General features: G+C 62.3%; 18 protein-coding genes. All 18 read left to right on the top strand.

Annotation, left to right across the window (positions count from 1 at the left end):
* The first annotated feature begins 95 nt into the window (after positions 1-95).
* The 18 genes from ACS5Q8_RS14975 (at position 96) to ACS5Q8_RS14890 (ending at position 16,536) form a co-directional block, all read left to right on the top strand.
* Positions 96-644 (top strand): cupin domain-containing protein, encoded by a 549-nt coding sequence (locus tag ACS5Q8_RS14975; RefSeq protein ID WP_010563061.1) that lies wholly within the window; start codon positions 96-98, stop codon positions 642-644.
* Positions 645-833: 189 nt separating this feature from the next.
* Complete coding sequence (locus ACS5Q8_RS14970) at positions 834-2,300, top strand: sigma-54-dependent transcriptional regulator (RefSeq protein WP_276193108.1); 1,467 nt, start codon at positions 834-836, stop codon at positions 2,298-2,300.
* Complete coding sequence (locus ACS5Q8_RS14965) at positions 2,297-3,301, top strand: NADH-quinone oxidoreductase subunit B family protein (protein ID WP_276193107.1); 1,005 nt, start codon at positions 2,297-2,299, stop codon at positions 3,299-3,301. Before ACS5Q8_RS14970 ends, ACS5Q8_RS14965 begins: the two co-directional genes overlap by 4 nt.
* Before the next feature lie 8 nt (positions 3,302-3,309).
* Positions 3,310-4,767 carry a nickel-dependent hydrogenase large subunit gene (locus tag ACS5Q8_RS14960; RefSeq protein ID WP_465159085.1) on the top strand — a complete coding sequence of 486 codons (1,458 nt, stop codon included), beginning with the start codon at positions 3,310-3,312 and terminating at the stop codon, positions 4,765-4,767.
* Between the two features lie 12 nt (positions 4,768-4,779).
* Entirely contained in the window at positions 4,780-5,235 is a 456-nt protein-coding gene (nikR, locus tag ACS5Q8_RS14955) for a nickel-responsive transcriptional regulator NikR (protein ID WP_247404781.1), read from the top strand.
* 5 nt (positions 5,236-5,240) lie between these two features.
* Positions 5,241-6,566, top strand: a complete 1,326-nt coding sequence (locus ACS5Q8_RS14950; protein ID WP_465159084.1) for a PAS domain-containing sensor histidine kinase — start codon at positions 5,241-5,243, stop codon at positions 6,564-6,566.
* A gap of 221 nt (positions 6,567-6,787) precedes the next feature.
* Complete coding sequence (locus ACS5Q8_RS14945; RefSeq protein WP_426099840.1) at positions 6,788-7,843, top strand: HoxN/HupN/NixA family nickel/cobalt transporter; 1,056 nt, start codon at positions 6,788-6,790, stop codon at positions 7,841-7,843.
* Between the two features lie 436 nt (positions 7,844-8,279).
* Positions 8,280-9,380 (top strand): hydrogenase small subunit, encoded by a 1,101-nt coding sequence (locus ACS5Q8_RS14940; RefSeq protein WP_426099839.1) that lies wholly within the window; start codon positions 8,280-8,282, stop codon positions 9,378-9,380.
* 6 nt (positions 9,381-9,386) lie between these two features.
* Positions 9,387-11,243 carry a nickel-dependent hydrogenase large subunit gene (locus tag ACS5Q8_RS14935; protein WP_247404769.1) on the top strand — a complete coding sequence of 619 codons (1,857 nt, stop codon included), beginning with the start codon at positions 9,387-9,389 and terminating at the stop codon, positions 11,241-11,243.
* Positions 11,244-11,304: 61 nt separating this feature from the next.
* The gene (gene cybH / locus ACS5Q8_RS14930) at positions 11,305-11,988 is read left to right on the top strand and encodes a Ni/Fe-hydrogenase, b-type cytochrome subunit (protein ID WP_276193103.1); all 684 of its coding nucleotides are present in this window, start codon (positions 11,305-11,307) and stop codon (positions 11,986-11,988) included.
* A gap of 20 nt (positions 11,989-12,008) precedes the next feature.
* A complete protein-coding gene (locus tag ACS5Q8_RS14925) occupies positions 12,009-12,644 on the top strand; it encodes a HyaD/HybD family hydrogenase maturation endopeptidase (protein ID WP_276193102.1) in 636 nt (211 codons plus the stop codon).
* A gap of 1 nt (position 12,645) precedes the next feature.
* The gene (locus tag ACS5Q8_RS14920) at positions 12,646-13,020 is read left to right on the top strand and encodes a HypC/HybG/HupF family hydrogenase formation chaperone (RefSeq protein ID WP_465159083.1); all 375 of its coding nucleotides are present in this window, start codon (positions 12,646-12,648) and stop codon (positions 13,018-13,020) included.
* On the top strand, positions 13,017-13,499 hold the full coding sequence (locus tag ACS5Q8_RS14915; RefSeq protein WP_276193100.1) for a thioredoxin domain-containing protein: 483 nt from the start codon (positions 13,017-13,019) through the stop codon (positions 13,497-13,499). The genes ACS5Q8_RS14920 and ACS5Q8_RS14915 overlap by 4 nt, the downstream gene beginning before the upstream one ends.
* Positions 13,496-14,389, top strand: a complete 894-nt coding sequence (locus tag ACS5Q8_RS14910; protein WP_276193099.1) for a hydrogenase expression/formation protein — start codon at positions 13,496-13,498, stop codon at positions 14,387-14,389. The genes ACS5Q8_RS14915 and ACS5Q8_RS14910 overlap by 4 nt, the downstream gene beginning before the upstream one ends.
* A gap of 7 nt (positions 14,390-14,396) precedes the next feature.
* On the top strand, positions 14,397-14,627 hold the full coding sequence (locus ACS5Q8_RS14905) for a rubredoxin (protein ID WP_247408575.1): 231 nt from the start codon (positions 14,397-14,399) through the stop codon (positions 14,625-14,627).
* Complete coding sequence (gene hybE, locus ACS5Q8_RS14900; protein WP_276193098.1) at positions 14,614-15,117, top strand: [NiFe]-hydrogenase assembly chaperone HybE; 504 nt, start codon at positions 14,614-14,616, stop codon at positions 15,115-15,117. The genes ACS5Q8_RS14905 and hybE overlap by 14 nt, the downstream gene beginning before the upstream one ends.
* Positions 15,114-16,196, top strand: a complete 1,083-nt coding sequence (locus ACS5Q8_RS14895; RefSeq protein WP_276193097.1) for a HoxV — start codon at positions 15,114-15,116, stop codon at positions 16,194-16,196. Before hybE ends, ACS5Q8_RS14895 begins: the two co-directional genes overlap by 4 nt.
* A complete protein-coding gene (locus ACS5Q8_RS14890) occupies positions 16,189-16,536 on the top strand; it encodes a hydrogenase maturation nickel metallochaperone HypA/HybF (RefSeq protein WP_253395577.1) in 348 nt (115 codons plus the stop codon). Before ACS5Q8_RS14895 ends, ACS5Q8_RS14890 begins: the two co-directional genes overlap by 8 nt.
* Positions 16,537-16,542 lie beyond the last annotated feature (6 nt).

Here is a 16,542-nt window from a genome sequence, read left to right as displayed (position 1 = left end):
AACTTCGCAACATTGCCTGCCCACACCCGCCTCGGCTCCTGCAGAGCTATCGCAACCGATAAACGCCGCTTCAGTCACCCTTATATAAGGCAGCTATGGACACGGGCACCCGACTCAAACTCGTTCGCGAAAGCTACAAACTCTCCCAGCGCGAGCTGGCCCGGCGTAGCGGCGTGACCAACGCCACCATTTCCCTGATCGAACAGAATCGCGTCAGTCCCTCCGTCAGCTCCCTGAAAAAGCTGCTGGAAAGCATCCCCATGTCCCTGGCGGACTTCTTCACCTTTGACCAGCCACCACGCGAACACCAATACGTCTTCCGCGCCAACGAACAGCCTGACCTGGGCCGCGATGGCCTGCGCCTGCTGCTGGTTGGCGCACCGATCCCCAGTCGCCAGATGCGCTTTTTGCGCGAGCAATATGCCCCGGGCGCCAGCTCTGGCGAAGAGCCGATCGTGCATGTCGAAGGGGAGGAGTGCGGCCTTGTCACCCGTGGCACCGTCGAACTCACTGTCGATGGCCAGGTCAGCATCTTGAACCCTGGGGATGGGTATTACTTCCCCACCACCTTGCCCCACAGGTTTCGCAATATCGGGCAGGATGAGGCGGAAATCATCAGCGCGAATACGCCGGCGAACTTCTAGGTCGGGGGGCGGCGTAAAGCGCCGGAACTGCTCGGGGGGGAGCAAGGCGCTGTTTACAAAAAAGCTCCCGTAGCGGCCCCCAAAATAGGAAAAGCCTCGTGGCTTTTTGGCACCGTGCTACCATCGACGCCATGACTCGTTGCAACATAATGTTGCAGTGAACACCAATACTCTGCCTTTCGCGGACTCATGACTCCCCCATTCGACTCGCAATCCGACTTGCCCATGATCCTGGTAGTGGACGATGAGCTACGTTCGCGCGAATCGTTGCGCCGGGTACTCGATCAGGAATTCCAGGTGCTGCTGGCCGAGTCAGCCGCGCAAGCACGTGAACTTCTTGAACAGCATGTGGTGGCGGTGATCCTCTGCGACCAGCGCATGCCCCATGTCAGTGGTATCGAATTTCTCAAGGAAGTGCGCGAGCGCTGGCCGGGGGTGGTGCGCATCGTGCTATCGGGCTACACCGACTCGGAAGACATCATTGCGGGCGTCAATCAGGCCGGCATCTATCAGTACCTGCTCAAACCCTGGCTGCCTGAAAACCTGCTCAACACTGTGCGCAATGCGGTAGAGAGCCAATCGTTGCAAAACCATATGCAGCGACTGGACCTGGAACTGCGCGCCGGCACGCCAGCGCTGCGCCGCCGCAGCCGGGAAACGCTGGAGCGGGTGCGCGACACCTTCGATTTCTCGCGCATCGTGCGCAGCCCCGGGGGGCCGCTGGATGCCGTCTGTGAGTTGGCCGCACGGGTCGCCCGCTATGATTTGTCGGTGCTGCTGTTGGGCGAATCGGGCACGGGCAAAGAGTTGCTGGCCCGCGCCATCCATTACGCCAGCCCACGCGCGGGCAATGCCTTCGTCATGGAGAACTGCGCCGCGCTGCCCGACACCTTGCTGGAGTCCGAGCTGTTCGGGCACAAGCGCGGTGCCTTCACCGGCGCGCATCAGGATCACATCGGGCTGTTCCAGCGTGCCAATGGCGGCACCTTGCTGCTCGACGAAATCGGCGACACCTCGCCGGCCTTTCAGGTCAAGTTGTTGCGCGTCTTGCAAGAAGGCGAGCTACGCCCGGTCGGCGCCTCCAGCACGGTACGGGTCGATGTGCGGGTGATTGCGGCGACCCATCGCGATCTGGAACAGGATGTCGCCACTGGACGTTTTCGCAGCGACCTGTATTACCGGCTGTCCACGGTCAGCCTGGGTTTGCCGCCGTTGCGCGAGCGAACCGCCGACCTGATGCCCATCGCCAAAAAGCTGCTCGACGATGCCCGCCTGGAGCTGGACCTGCCAGACCTGCACTTTGCCGACGACGCCCTGGCAAGCCTGATTGGTTACCCCTGGCCCGGCAATATTCGCGAGTTGCGCAACGAAATCTACCGCGCTGCCGCGTTGTCGGAAGGCGCGCAAATCGCTGCGCATTCGTTTTCCTGGCGCGTCATGCAAGGCCAGGGCCAGGGGCGCAACACCAACGACATACGCCTCTCGCCACCCACGGGCACGTTGCAAGAACAACTGGACGCTATCGAAGCGACCATACTCAAGGAATCGCTGCTGCGTCACCGCTGGAACAAAACCCATGCTGCCCGTGAACTGGGCTTGTCGCGCGTGGGCCTGCGCCAGAAATTGCGCCGTCTTGGCCTGGAGGAGGCCCGATGAATAGCCCATTCAGAGTGCTGTGGTTGCAATCGGGCGGTTGCGGCGGCTGCAACATGTCCTTGCTGTGCGCCGACACCCAGGACTTTTCCGCGATGTGGCGCAGTGCGGGGATCGAGTTGCTTTGGCATCCGTCGCTGTCCCTTGAAAGCGGTGATCAGGTGCTGGATATCCTCGATGACTGCCTGCAAGGTCGCACCCGCCTCGATGCCTTGTGCATAGAAGGCTCATTGCTGCGCGGTCCGAACGGCACCGGGCGTTTTCACATGCTGGCCGGGACCGATGCGCCGATGATCGACTGGGTGCGCAAGCTCGCCGCGGTGGCCCAATACACCTTGGGTATCGGCACCTGCGCTGCTTACGGCGGCATCACCGCTGCGGGCAGCAACCCGACCGACGCCTGCGGCCTGCAATTTGACGGTGAGCATCGCGGCGGCCTGCTGGGCGCCGATTATCGCTCGTTGCGCGGCTTGCCGGTGATCAACGTGGCCGGTTGCCCAACGCACCCTGGCTGGGTGACCGACACCTTGATGGCGCTGGCCGCCGGGTTGTTCGAGGCGGCCGATCTGGACATCCTCGGGCGTCCGCGTTTCTACGCCGACCAACTGGTGCATCAGGGCTGCACGCGCAACGAGTTCTACGAATACAAAGCCAGTGCGGAAAAACCCTCGGACCTGGGCTGCATGATGGAAAACCTCGGCTGCAAAGGCACCCAGGCTCACGGCGACTGCAATACCCGCCTGTGGAATGGCGAAGGCTCTTGCACCCGTGGTGGATTTGCCTGCATCAACTGCACCGCCCCGGGCTTCGAAGAGCCTGGCCACGCTTTTCAGCGCACGCCGAAACTGGCGGGCATTCCCATCGGGCTGCCCATCGACATGCCCAAGGCATGGTTCGTCGCTCTGTCGGCGCTGTCCAAATCAGCCACCCCCAAGCGCGTCAAGCAGAATGCGACTTCCGATCACCCGCTGATCGCGCCGTCGGTACGCACCCCACGCCGTTAGGAGTTTGCATGTCACGTTTGGTGGTCGGCCCGTTCAATCGGGTTGAAGGCGATCTGGAAGTACAACTGGAAGTGGAAGAGGGTCGTGTGCGGTCGGCGCGGGTCAACGCCACCATGTACCGTGGCTTCGAGCAAATCCTGCTGCAACACGCGCCGCTCGATGCCCTGACCTACGCGCCACGCATCTGCGGCATCTGCTCGGTGTCGCAATCGATCGCCGCCGCCCGCGCCTTGGCCGGGCTGGCCGGCGTACAGCCGCCGGACAACGGTCTGCTGGCACTCAACCTGATGGCCGCCACCGAAAACCTTGCCGATCACCTGAGCCATTTCTACCTGTTTTTCATGCCGGATTTCGTGCGCCCGGTGTACGCCGACCGACCTTGGTATCCAGAGGCGGTGGCGCGCTTTACCCCGCTGCAGGGCAGCCAGCAGCGCCTGGCGATTTCCGCGCGCAAACGCTGGCTGGATTTGATTGGCACACTCGGCGGCAAGTGGCCGCACACCGGCTCGATCCAACCGGGTGGTTCGACGCGCGCCGTTGATGCTGCCGAGCGCCTGCGCCTGCTGACCCGCGTTCGCGAGTTTCGGCAGTTTCTTGAAGCCGAGCTGTTCGCCGCGCCGCTGGAGCGCATCAACGCGTTCACCAGCGAGGACCAACTCTGGGCCTGGCATGCCGAAGCGCCGGGGCAGGGCGATTTTCGGCAGTTTCTGCACATCGCCCTGGATACCGGGCTTGAGCATCTAGGGCCGGGGCCGGGGCTGTATCTGTCCTACGGGGCGTATCCGCGAGCCGATGGCTCGAGCGTGTTCCCGCGCGGCCTGTGGGATGGCGTCACCCAGTGTGCGCAACCGCTGGATCTGGACGCCATCCGTGAAGACAGTGCGCATGCCTGGCTCGACGACGCTGGCGGCCCGCGCCACCCGGCCGATGGGCAAACCCAGCCGTTGCTGGAAAAAACCGACGCGTATACCTGGAACAAAGCCCCTCGCCTGGCCGGCGCGGTGCTCGAAACCGGCGCCATTGCGCGTCAGTTGATTGCCGGCCAACCGCTGCTGCGCGATGCCGTGGCGCGCTGTTCGGCAACCGTTTATACCCGCCTGCTCGCGCGTTTGTTGGAACTGGCGCAGGTGGTGCCGCTGATGGAAAGCTGGCTGATCGCTCTGCGCCCCGGCGAGCCGTATTACCGCGCCGCCGCACTGCCCGACAAAGGCCGCGCGGTCGGCCTGACCGAAGCGGCCCGTGGGGCGCTGGGGCATTGGCTGGAGGTGGAGCACGGGAAAATCTCGCGCTACCAGATCATCGCCCCGACCACCTGGAACTTCTCGCCACGCGATGCCCAGGGCCAACCCGGTGCATTGGAACAAGCCTTGCAGGGTGCTCCAGTGTTACCCGGCGAAAAAAGCCCGGTAGCGGTGCAACATATTGTTCGCTCTTTTGACCCGTGCATGGTTTGCACGGTGCATTGAAAAGGAAATCCCATGGAACGCCTGACCATTTCCCTGGACCGTGGCCTCGCTGAGGAGCTGGACGCGCTGATTCGCGACCAGGGTTACCACAACCGTTCCGAGGCTATGCGCGACATTTTGCGCCGGCATATCGAGCAGGCGCGTCTGGAGCAGGGCCAGGCGCCGCATTGCGTGGCCAACCTGAGCTTCGTTTACGATCACCATTCACGCACCCTTACCGAACGGGTGATGGACCTGCAACACGCGCATCATCACCTGACCATTGCCAGCCAGCATGTGCATCTGGATCACGACAACTGCCTGGAAAGCCTGATGCTCAAAGGCTCGTCCGATGAAGTGCGCGATTTCGCCCATCGTGTGTGCGCCGAGCGCGGCGTGCGTCATGGCTCGCTGAACCTGATCCCGGTGGAGCCGGATGCGACCCACGAGCAGGCCCACAGTCACCTGCATCTGCACCCTAAAAGCTGACGACCATGGCCCGTAAACCGCCACCCGGCAGCCTCGACGAAGACGCCTGGATCGAAGTCATCGCCAGGATGGACGAGGTCTATTCCAAGCTGGTGCAAGACGAAATCGCCCTGGAAGAGAAGAACGTCGAACTGGAGCAGTCGCAACAGTTCATTGCCGGGCTGCTGTCGTCGATGTCCGACGTGTTGCTGGCCTGCGACCCCGAAGGGCGCATTGAAGAGAGCAACAGCGCGCTGCGCACGCTGGTTGGCCTCGATGAGCAGTCATTGTCCGGCAGCCCAGCCTATGCATTGTTGGCCGACCCGCACAGTGAAACCCAATTGCGCCAGGCCCTCGCCAGCCTGCGCCATCCCAACGCCAGCGCCTCGCTGGAGGTCAACTTCAGGGACGCCAGCGGCGCGCCGGTGCCCGTGGATGTCAGTTGCACCGTGCGCAGCACTGGCAACGGGCGCTTTATGGGGCATGTGCTGGTGGGGCGACCGCTGGGCGAGCTCAAGCACGCGTATCGCCAACTGCACGAGGCCCACGAAGCGCTCAAGCGCACCCAACAACAACTGTTGCACGCGGAAAAAATGGCCTCGCTGGGGCGCCTGGTGGCCGGTGTCGCCCACGAACTGAACAACCCGATCAGCTTTGTGCTGGCCAACGCGCATGTGCTCGACAGCTATGGCAAGCGCCTGCAGCAGTATTTACAAGCGGTCCACGACGGCGAGTCGCAAACCGGCCTTCAAGCCTTGCGCCGACAACTGCGCATCGATCCTCTGCTGAGCGATTTGCCGTCGTTGATCGAGGGCAGCATGGAAGGCGCGCAACGCACTGCCGATATCGTCAGTGCCCTGAAGCGCTTCTCGGCCGTGGACCGTGAAGCACTGGGCGAGGTCGACCTCAATGACGTCATTGAGCGCGCCATCCACTGGGTTTGTCGCGGCGTCGCGCCTGATCTGCAGGTGCATTGGCAGGCCGTTGACACGCCAGCGGTGCGCGGTAACGCCGGGCAACTGCTGCAAGTGCTGATGAACCTGATGCAGAACGCCTACGATGCTGCGCAAGCGGCCAACCAGGCCTTGCCGACAGTCTGGATCGATGTGACCCAGGCGCCGGGGTGGGTAACGCTGCGTTTGCGCGACAATGGGGCGGGCATCGCAGAAAAACACCTGAGCCAGGTGTTCGATCCGTTCTTCAGCACCAAGCCCGTGGGCAAGGGCACGGGCCTGGGGTTATCGATCAGCTACGGCATCATTGAGCGCTCCGGCGGTCGGATGGTGGCCGCCAATCACCCCGAGGGTGGTGCGCAGTTCACCGTGACACTGCCCGAAGCCGGGCCCGCCTGAGCCGATAAGCCGACACACAGGCTGGAAGCTCACTGTCCACTTATCTGTTCGGGTGGACAGTCATTGTCCAGTCGCATGTGCTGCGAGCGTCAGGCGGTCGATCAGCTACGCGCTTGTCTCTTCAAAAACCGCCTACGCAGCACCCGGCATGCAAACTGGCACAAGGTTTGTATGAAGTTTTTTAGTTTCTTCATACTTGAACCCATCGTTCTGGAGTTCGCATGCCCTTGCATCCTGTTTCACCGGCTCCTGCGCCTATGACGTTCAAGCGTCGCGTCCTGGCGATTTTCGCCGGCCTGATCGCTGCCAACCTGCTGGCCTGGGCCTGGGCTTTCACGGCCTTCCATGACTACCCGTTGCTGCTGGGCACCGCTTTTCTGGCCTACAGTTTCGGCCTGCGCCATGCCGTGGATGCCGATCACATCGCCGCCATCGACAACGCCACCCGCAAGCTGATCCAGGAAGGCCGACAAACCGCGAGTGTCGGCCTGTTCTTCTCGCTCGGGCACAGCACCGTGGTGATCCTTGCCTCGCTCGGTATCGCCCTGACGGCCACGGCGTTCAAAAGCGAAATCGAAGCCTTTCACGGTATCGGCGGGCTGATTGGCACTTCGGTGTCTGCCGCGTTCCTGTTGCTGGTGGCGCTGATCAACCTGCTCATCCTGCGCTCGGTGTACCAGGCGTTTAACCGAGTACGCCGCGGCGAGCGAATCGGCGAACAAGAAATGAGCGCGATACTCACCGGCGGCGGCCCGATTGCTCGGCTATTGCGCCCGCTGTTCCGGCTGATCAGCCGTCCCTGGCACCTCTATCCGCTGGGCCTGCTGTTCGGCCTGGGTTTTGATACGGCCACTGAAATCGGCCTGCTGGGGATTGCGGCGGTGCAAGCCTCGCAGAGCCTGCCGATCTGGTCGATTCTGGTGTTCCCGGCGCTCTTCACGGCGGGCATGGCGCTGGTCGATACCGCCGACAGCGTGATGATGACCGGCGCTTACCACTGGGCACTGGTCAACCCGGCACGCAAGCTCTATTACAACCTGACTATCACCTCCATGTCGGTGTTGGTGGCCTTGCTGGTGGGCGGGGTGGAGGTGCTCGGGCTGGTCGCTGCGCGTTGGGATCTGCACGGTGGCGTGTGGGACTTCATCACCGCGCTGACCGACAACTTCGGCATGATCGGCTACCTGATCGTCGGGATATTCATCCTGACCTGGACCGTTTCCGTGTTGTTCTACCGCTTCAAAGGCTACGACCGCCTGGACGTGACGCCCGCCTGAGCCTTCTCTTCCTTTCAATGGCTGGCGAGGTTCTCTCGCCAGTCACTTTCCCCGCCGGATACATAGTTTCCAGGCTGCATAAATAGTGGAAACAAACATTCCATTTCAGCTTTGTTACAGCGTGTATCGGTGCACTCGGTAAACAATAAAAAATTCTTTAAAAACATATGGATAAGTTAATTGGTAAGCAATTTATCCACGCCGCGGCGAAATGGCACAGGTCTTGTACTTACCAGATAACTGAACGTCATGGGTTATCCGCATGTTTCCAGCCGCCGTCGCAATCATGACCCAGGCTGCAGCCTCAACACCCCATAGAACTGATGGCCTTTGTAGCCGACGGCATGGCGCCTGATTCACCTGGTCAGGCACAGATTTCCAACACACCGAGTGCAGCCCCCGTTGAAGAACATTCGCGGGGAGGAGAAATAAAGTAATGGAAACGTTTTACGAGGTGATGCGCAGACAAGGCATCTCGCGCCGCAGCTTTCTCAAATTTTGTTCCTTGACCGCAACCTCGCTGGGCCTGGGCCCGGCATTCATGCCCAAAATCGCTTGGGCCATGGAGAACAAGCCGCGCACCCCCGTCCTCTGGCTGCATGGCCTGGAATGCACCTGCTGCTCGGAGTCATTCATCCGCTCCGCGCACCCGCTGGCCAAGGACGTGGTGCTGTCGATGATCTCCCTGGATTACGACGACACCTTGATGGCCGCCGCCGGGCATCAGGCCGAGGCGATCCTTGACGAGGTCATGACCAAGTACAAGGGCAACTACATCCTGGCCGTCGAAGGCAACCCGCCACTGAACCAGGACGGCATGAGTTGCATCATTGGTGGCAAGCCCTTCGTCGAGCAGTTGAAGCGTGTTGCACGCGATGCCAAGGCGATCATCTCCTGGGGTTCCTGCGCCAGTTGGGGCTGCGTACAGGCCGCCAAGCCCAACCCGACCCAGGCCGTACCGATTCATAAGGTCATCACCGACAAGCCGATCATCAAAGTGCCGGGCTGCCCGCCCATCGCCGAAGTCATGACCGGCGTGATCACCTACATGCTGACCTTCGACCGCATTCCTGAGCTGGACCGACAGGGCCGGCCGAAAATGTTCTACAGCCAGCGCATTCACGACAAGTGCTACCGCCGTCCGAACTTCGATGCCGGTCAGTTCGTCGAGTCCTGGGACGACGACGCCGCACGCAAGGGCTATTGCCTTTACAAAGTCGGCTGCAAAGGCCCGACCACCTACAACGCCTGCTCGACCGTGCGTTGGAACGGCGGCACCAGCTTTCCGATCCAGTCTGGCCATGGCTGCATCGGTTGCTCGGAGGAGGGGTTCTGGGACAAGGGATCGTTCTATCAGCACCTGACCGGTATCAACCAGTTTGGCGTTGAAGCGAACGCCGATGAAATCGGCCTGGCTGCCGGCGTGACCGTAGGCGCAGCGATCACTGCCCACGCCGCCGTCACCGCCCTCAAACGCGCCAGTAACGGCAAGGCGCCCACTACCTCGCCCGACGCCCCAGCGACAAGACAGGAATAAGCACCAATGAGCACCTATTCGACTCAGGGTTTCGACCTCAACAACACAGGCCGTCGTATCGTTGTCGACCCTGTGACCCGTATCGAAGGCCACATGCGCGTCGAGGTTAACCTCGATGCCAACAACATTATCCGCAACGCCGTTTCCACCGGCACCATGTGGCGCGGCCTCGAAGTCATCCTCAAGGGCCGCGACCCGCGTGACGCCTGGGCATTCGTGGAGCGAATCTGCGGTGTCTGCACCGGTTGCCACGCGCTGGCCTCGGTGCGCTCGGTAGAGGACGCGCTGGGCATCCGCATCCCGCCGAACGCGCACTTGATTCGCGAGATGATGGCCAAGACGCTGCAAGTCCATGACCACGCCGTGCATTTCTATCACTTGCATGCACTGGACTGGGTGGACGTGGTGTCTGCGCTCAAGGCTGACCCTAAGCGCACCTCGGAACTGCAGCAGACTGTTTCGCCGGCTCACCCTTTGTCGTCGCCGGGTTATTTCCGCGACGTACAAAACCGCCTGAAGAAGTTCGTCGAAAGCGGGCAGCTCGGGCCGTTCATGAATGGCTATTGGGGCAACCCGGCGTACCAACTGCCGCCAGAAGCCAACCTGATGGCCGTGACCCATTACCTTGAAGCCCTCGACTTGCAGAAAGAGTGGGTGAAAATCCACACCATCTTCGGTGGCAAGAACCCGCACCCTAATTACCTGGTCGGCGGCGTGCCGTGCGCGATCAATATCGATGGCGATCTGGCCGCCGGTGCGCCGTTGAATATGGAGCGCCTGAACTTCGTGCGTGCGCGCATCGATGAAGCGCTGACCTTTTGCCGCAACGTGTATGTGCCGGACGTGCTGGCCATCGGCACCATCTACAAGCAAAAAGGCTGGCTGCACGGTGGCGGTTTGTCGGCGACCAACGTGATGGACTACGGCACCTACGCCAAGGTCAATTACGACGACAGCACCAACCAATTGCCGGGCGGCGCAATCCTCAATGGCAACTGGGACGAAATCCTCCCCGTGGACCCTCGCGACCCCGAGCAAGTGCAGGAGTTCGTGACCCACTCCTGGTACAACTACCCGGACAACGACAAGGGCCTGCATCCGTGGGACGGCATCACCGAGCCGAACTACGAGCTGGGCGCGAAGACCAAGGGCACCCGTACCAACATCGAAGAAGTCGACGAAAGCGCCAAGTATTCGTGGGTCAAATCCCCGCGCTGGCGCGGCCATGCCATGGAAGTCGGGCCTTTGGCGCGTTACATCCTGGGCTATGCCCACGCCCTTAAAGGCAACCCGCATTGCCAACGGGTCAAGGAGCAACTGGAAGGTTCGCTGCGAGCCGTCAACCACGACTTGCCAAAAGCCCTGGGCCTGGCGGAAACCAACCTGAGTGCCAAACAACTGTTGCCAAGCACGATTGGCCGAACCCTGACCCGCGCCCTGGAAGCCGAGTACTGCGCAGAAATGATGGTCGACGACTGGAACGAGTTGATGACCAACATCCGCAACGGCGACCGCGCCACCGCCAACGTCGAAAAGTGGGACCCGTCCACCTGGCCTGCTGAAGCCAAAGGGGTCGGCATCGTTGCCGCGCCACGCGGCGCATTGGGCCACTGGATTCGGATCAAGGACGGCAAGATCGAGAACTACCAGTGCGTCGTGCCGAGCACCTGGAATGGCAGCCCGCGTGACGCCAAAGGCCAGATCGGGGCTTTCGAAGCCGCGCTGATGAACACGCCGGTGGCGATCCCCGATCAGCCTGTGGAAATCCTGCGCACGTTGCACTCCTTCGACCCGTGCATGGCCTGCGCCACCCACGTGATGAGCGAGGACGGCGCGGAGCTGAGCACAGTCAAGGTCAGTTGATCGCTTGTTCAACGCTGCAATTGGCAGGCGCTACGGCGCCTGCCCATCCAAAGGTGACGCTATGACCCAACCTACTCAAAGCCCCGTCGACCAGTCGGAATACGTGTACGAGGCGCCCGTGCGCCTGTGGCACTGGATCAATGCCGCCTGCATTGTGGTGCTGGCCATCACCGGCTACTTGATTGGCTCGCCGCTGGCCACCCAGCCGGGCGAAGCCAGCGAGCATTTCGTGATGGGCTACATCCGCTTTGCGCATTTCAGCGCGGCCTACATTTTCACCCTCGCCATGATCGGGCGCGCCTATTGGGCGCTGGTGGGCAATCATCATGCCCGCGAACTGTTCTCGGTGCCGCTGACCAGCAAGGCGTACTGGGCCGACATGAGCGCCTGGATGCGCTACTACCTGTTTATCGGGCCTACTCCAACACCGATGTTCGGCCACAACCCGCTGTCGCGTTTCGCGATGTTTTTCATCTTCTTGCTGACCTCACTGTTCATGATCCTGACCGGCTTTGCGCTGTATGGCGAAGGCGCGCAAATGGGCTCGTGGCAGGAACGCACCTTCGGTTGGGTGCTGCCGCTGCTGGGGCAATCCAACAATGTGCATGTCCTGCATCACTTGGGCATGTGGGTGATTGTGCTATTCGTCATGTCCCACATCTATGCCGCCGTGCGCGAAGAAATCAACGGGCGCCTGAGCTTGGTCGGGTCAATGATTTCCGGCTACAAGACTTTTAAAAAATGACCACATTGGTAGAAACCGCCATGAGTCCTCTCCAACCGACACTGCCGCAGATCACTGTGCTGGGCATCGGCAATCTTTTGTGGGCCGACGAAGGCTTCGGCGTGCGTTGCGTCGAAGCCTTGCAACAGCGTTATGAGTTCGCCGACAACGTGGCGCTGATCGATGGCGGCACGCAAGGCCTGTACTTGATCCAACATGTTCAGCAAGCCGATTACCTGCTGATTTTCGACGCCGTGGACTACAACCTCACGCCTGGCGAACTGAAGTTCATCGCCGACGACGATGTCCCCAAATTCCTCGGCATCAAAAAGCTCAGCCTGCACCAGACCGGCTTTCAGGAAGTGCTGATGCTCGCGCAATTGACCGGCCACTACCCAACACGGGTGTTGCTGATCGGTTGCCAGCCGGAAAACATGATGGACTACGGCGGCAGCCTGCGCGCCAGCGTCAGGGCCGCCATGGAAGGCGCGCTGGATGAGGCGCTGCGCGTGCTCGACAGTTGGGGCGCGGCGCCGCAAAAACGCGCTACGCCGCTCGCGGGCGAAGAGGCCGTGACACTGCCGCACCTTGAGCTGCAACGCTACGAAAACGAACGTCCGTCCGAACAGCAAGCCTGCCGGATCGGCGACGAACGCATCCTCGCCAGGCGCGCCTGATATGTGCATCGGACTGCCTATGCAAGTGATCGAGGCCGAGTTGGGCTTTGCCCGCTGCCGCGACCGCAACGGCGAAGAACGGCGCATCGACCTCTCACTGGTCGGCCCGTGTGCGGTCGGCGACTGGCTGTTGATCTTTCTCGACGCTGCACGTGAGCGCCTCGACGCCCAACGCGCCGGTGAAATCGACTCAACCCTGCGCCTGCTCGAAGAGGCCCTGTTCGGCACGGCTCCGCAGCCAGACAGCGCGCCGGGTTTCAGCTTGCCCTCGGCAATGAGCGCCGGGCAACTGGCCGCCTTGCTCGGCCACGCATCGCCAACCCTTGAGCCTGCTGCGCTCACCCCACCTCAACAGTCAGTCAAGGACCCCACATGAGCGACTCCGCTGTTTTCATGGCGCCTATTCCCGCGACGCCCGCCATCCCGGCCTTGATCAGCCGGTTGGTGGAGCAATTCGACGCGGCCTGGATCGACGCCGATAACCTCGACGCCTGGCTTGCCGAAGGCGGCGACTGCCTGTTGCTGCTGTGCGGTGACCCGGTACGCCATCCCGAATGCCTGGACGTGGCCGTGGTGTTGCCGGAACTGCGCATGGAAATTGCGCGCCGCCACCACGTGACCCTGCGCCTGGGCGTGGTCAGTCGCGCCGATGAAGACGCCGTCGCCGCGCGCTTTGCCGTGCGCCGCTGGCCGTCGCTGGTCTGGCTGCGTGATGCCGGTTACGTCACCACCTTCAGCGGCATGCTCGACTGGGACGAATACCTGCGCCTGGCGGACAGTGCCGTGAGCCAAAGCAATGCGCGCATCCCATTGCTGGCCGGTGCCCCGGTCAGCGCCTCCGGAGGTTGCCAATGAACCACGATGCCAATAACCGCGATGCGCAAAGCCACGCCGTGGAGTTCGATCCGCTGAACTACATCCCCGTGGTAGATATCGGCCCCGGCTCGCAACCTGACGATGAGGACGTGCTCGAATACATCAGCATGCCTCAGGGCATGTATACCCATAGCATTCCGGTGCTGCCCGAACCTGAAGAGCTTGCGGCGCTGCCCGGCGCTCGGCAAGCCTTGCAACAGCTGCTGCAATGCCTGCGCGACTGCAATAACGGCCTGACCACGCAAAGCGTCGACCTCAGTGGCCTGGAAATCGGCGACCGCAAGCTGCTCGACCAATTGCTGGGCGAAGGTGAAGTCAGCGCGATCATTGCCGCGCAGCCGTCGTTGCGCATCCAGGAATCGATCTTCGCCGGCGTTTGGCGCATCTACGGCCAGGGCTACGATCACGTCGAGGTGGGCGCGGCGCCCACACAACTGCGCGGCAATGCTCGCGCTGCGGCCCGGCCAGCGGATTTCGACTTGTCGTCCCCGTTGCCGCTCGGCGTCATGAACGCCCCGGCGATCCTGACCGAAGTCCAAGACCGCAGCCAACACTGGCAACCCGGCGATCAGGTGCATGTCATCAACCTGACCTTACTGCCGTTGTCCGAACAAGACATCGCGTTCCTCGACACCTATCTGCCCGCCGGCCCCGTGCGCGCATTGGCCCGTGGCTATGGCAATTGCCTGATCAGCGCGACCCGGGTCCAGAACTGCTGGCGCATCACGTACTTCAACTCACAGGATGCGCAAATCCTCGACACCATCGAAATCACCGACCTGCCGGAAGTGATCTGCGCCGCCCCCGAAGACCTGGCCGACTCGCTGGAGCGCTTCGAAGACGTTATCCAGTGGTTCGAAGGGCAGTGAGGTCAAGATGAACGAAAAAACCAGCTTCGAAGGCAGCTACGGCGGCGACAACGCCCGTATCAGCGACGCCACCCGCCTGGAATGCAAAATCTGCTGGTGGGTGTATGACCCGCGCGAAGGCGACCCGGTCTGGCAGATTGAGCCCGGCACGCCGTTCTCCGCATTGCCGGACCATTGGCGTTGCCCGAATTGCGATGGCGATGCTGAGCAGTTCATGGTGATCGATGAACCTGTCTGAGTGGCAAGACTGCCCGGCGCAACAGGCACGAACCCTGTGCGCGCACTTCCAGGGCATCGCCGATACACGCATGCGTGGGTTGCCGTTTCTCAATCAGCAACTGGTGGTCGAGGCGTTAGGCTTTAGTGCGCAAATCGCTGGGGAAAACGCGGCAACCGGGGTGCTCGGCATTCTGATCACCCCTTGGTTCATGAACCTGATCTGGGTGCCGGAGAACACCGATACAATCCTGGCCCAGGGTGCGTCAGGGGAGCATCAATTTGGTGGCCAGTGCCTGAGCTTTATTGGCGCAGACGGTGAAGACATTGGTGGCTACGAGAGCTGTTCGCTGTTTTCACCGATGTTTGAATTCGCCGATCAGGACGCGGCCCGGCAAACCGCCGAACAGGTGCTGGCGTTGTTGCGGGACGCGCCCGAACGCCCACCCGAACGCCCGGCCATCAGCCGCCGTGGCTTGTTGTTCGGACGCGGGTCCGGGGGCGCGCAATGACCGCCACGGCAACCCTGGCGCGGCTCAGCGGCTCATTGCGGGTGCGTCCCGGTCAGCAGCCCGCCATTGTCGGCAGCCGCCCGGCGTTGGCCGCTACGTTGTTGCGCGGCCAGCCGCCACAGACCGCCGCGCACCACTTGCCGTTGCTCTATAGCCTGTGCGGGCAAGCGCACCGTTTGACCGCAGAGTTAGCCGTCAACACCGCACTGCACGGCGAAACACCCATCGACCCAAACGCCCAGCGCATGCTGGAGGCCGAAACCCGCCGCGAGCATCTGCGGCGTATGCTGCTCGAATGGCCGCAGTTGTTGGGTAACCCGCCGGTGCGCCCCGATCTCAGCCAACTGCATGCCTGGGAGCACGCCCCGCAACAGGCGATGCAGGCCTGGCTGGGCGAATCGGCGGCGCAATGGCTTGAGCAATGGGACGCCGAGCCGTTCAGCGCGCTCAATGACTGGAGCCAACGCAGCGCGCATTGGCTGGCGCACGCCCTGGCCGAGTGCCGCGACGAGGCCCATGCCCTGCAACTGCCAGTGCATGCCCTGACACTGGCCGGCAACACCCAAGCGCTGCACGCGGTGGCCGAACAACTGCGGCAGGCCAGCGATTTCGCGTTGCATCCGGTGGCCTTAGGGCTACCCTGTGAGACGGGCAGTTGGACCCGCAAGCGCGAGGCGGAGCCACAACGCTACGCCAGCGTCTGGTTGCGGCTAGGTGCGCGTCTCGCCGAACTGGCGCGGCTCTCGCTGCCACAGTCCAGTGGTTTGGCACTCGGCGCATTGGCGCTGGGGCCCAACGAGGCGTTGGCCTGGAGCGAAACCTCGCGTGGTCTGCTGCTGCACCGGGTCTGTCTGGAGCGAATGAATGCCGGTGTGTTGATCAGCGACTATCAGGTCGTCGCGCCGACCGAATGGAACCTTCATCCCCAAGGCACGCTGGCCCAGGGCTTGGCGAAGCTGTCCGCCAGCGATCCGCGCACCCGACGTCGCGCTGAACTGTTGATGGCGGCCTTCGACCCCTGCATCGGCTTCACCCTCGAGCTTGAAGCCGCACCGAGCGAGGAGATTATTCATGCATGAAGTGAGTCTGGCGGGCGGCATTCTCAGCGCCGTCGAGGCGGCGGCCAGGCGCGATCCGTTCGTGCGGGTCAGCCGCTTGCGCCTGGAAGCCGGCAAGCTGGCTGGCGTTGAAATCGAGGCGCTGCGTTTTGCCCTTGAAGCACTGGCACCAGGCACCTTGCTGGCCGGTGCGCAAATCGATATTGAACAACCCCCGGGCCAGGCCTGGTGCCTGGATTGCGCCATTAGCGTGCCGCTGACCGAGCGTGGCGCCGGCTGCCCGCAGTGCGGCGGTTTCTGGCTGCAACCTACCGGCGGTACTGAACTGCGCATCCTCGACCTGCAGGTCGAGGATCATTAATCGTTT

This window comes from Pseudomonas sp. PAMC25584 (genome assembly GCF_058135675.1).
This window is presented reverse-complemented; position numbering and strand designations above follow the sequence as displayed.

Coding starts and splice junctions, on each gene's coding strand:
- ACS5Q8_RS14975 (WP_010563061.1), top strand. CDS start 96: ATGGACACGGGCACCCGACTCAAACTCGTTCGCGAAAGCTACAAACTC.
- ACS5Q8_RS14970 (WP_276193108.1), top strand. CDS start 834: ATGACTCCCCCATTCGACTCGCAATCCGACTTGCCCATGATCCTGGTA.
- ACS5Q8_RS14965 (WP_276193107.1), top strand. CDS start 2,297: ATGAATAGCCCATTCAGAGTGCTGTGGTTGCAATCGGGCGGTTGCGGC.
- ACS5Q8_RS14960 (WP_465159085.1), top strand. CDS start 3,310: ATGTCACGTTTGGTGGTCGGCCCGTTCAATCGGGTTGAAGGCGATCTG.
- nikR (WP_247404781.1), top strand. CDS start 4,780: ATGGAACGCCTGACCATTTCCCTGGACCGTGGCCTCGCTGAGGAGCTG.
- ACS5Q8_RS14950 (WP_465159084.1), top strand. CDS start 5,241: ATGGCCCGTAAACCGCCACCCGGCAGCCTCGACGAAGACGCCTGGATC.
- ACS5Q8_RS14945 (WP_426099840.1), top strand. CDS start 6,788: ATGCCCTTGCATCCTGTTTCACCGGCTCCTGCGCCTATGACGTTCAAG.
- ACS5Q8_RS14940 (WP_426099839.1), top strand. CDS start 8,280: ATGGAAACGTTTTACGAGGTGATGCGCAGACAAGGCATCTCGCGCCGC.
- ACS5Q8_RS14935 (WP_247404769.1), top strand. CDS start 9,387: ATGAGCACCTATTCGACTCAGGGTTTCGACCTCAACAACACAGGCCGT.
- cybH (WP_276193103.1), top strand. CDS start 11,305: ATGACCCAACCTACTCAAAGCCCCGTCGACCAGTCGGAATACGTGTAC.
- ACS5Q8_RS14925 (WP_276193102.1), top strand. CDS start 12,009: ATGAGTCCTCTCCAACCGACACTGCCGCAGATCACTGTGCTGGGCATC.
- ACS5Q8_RS14920 (WP_465159083.1), top strand. CDS start 12,646: ATGTGCATCGGACTGCCTATGCAAGTGATCGAGGCCGAGTTGGGCTTT.
- ACS5Q8_RS14915 (WP_276193100.1), top strand. CDS start 13,017: ATGAGCGACTCCGCTGTTTTCATGGCGCCTATTCCCGCGACGCCCGCC.
- ACS5Q8_RS14910 (WP_276193099.1), top strand. CDS start 13,496: ATGAACCACGATGCCAATAACCGCGATGCGCAAAGCCACGCCGTGGAG.
- ACS5Q8_RS14905 (WP_247408575.1), top strand. CDS start 14,397: ATGAACGAAAAAACCAGCTTCGAAGGCAGCTACGGCGGCGACAACGCC.
- hybE (WP_276193098.1), top strand. CDS start 14,614: ATGAACCTGTCTGAGTGGCAAGACTGCCCGGCGCAACAGGCACGAACC.
- ACS5Q8_RS14895 (WP_276193097.1), top strand. CDS start 15,114: ATGACCGCCACGGCAACCCTGGCGCGGCTCAGCGGCTCATTGCGGGTG.
- ACS5Q8_RS14890 (WP_253395577.1), top strand. CDS start 16,189: ATGCATGAAGTGAGTCTGGCGGGCGGCATTCTCAGCGCCGTCGAGGCG.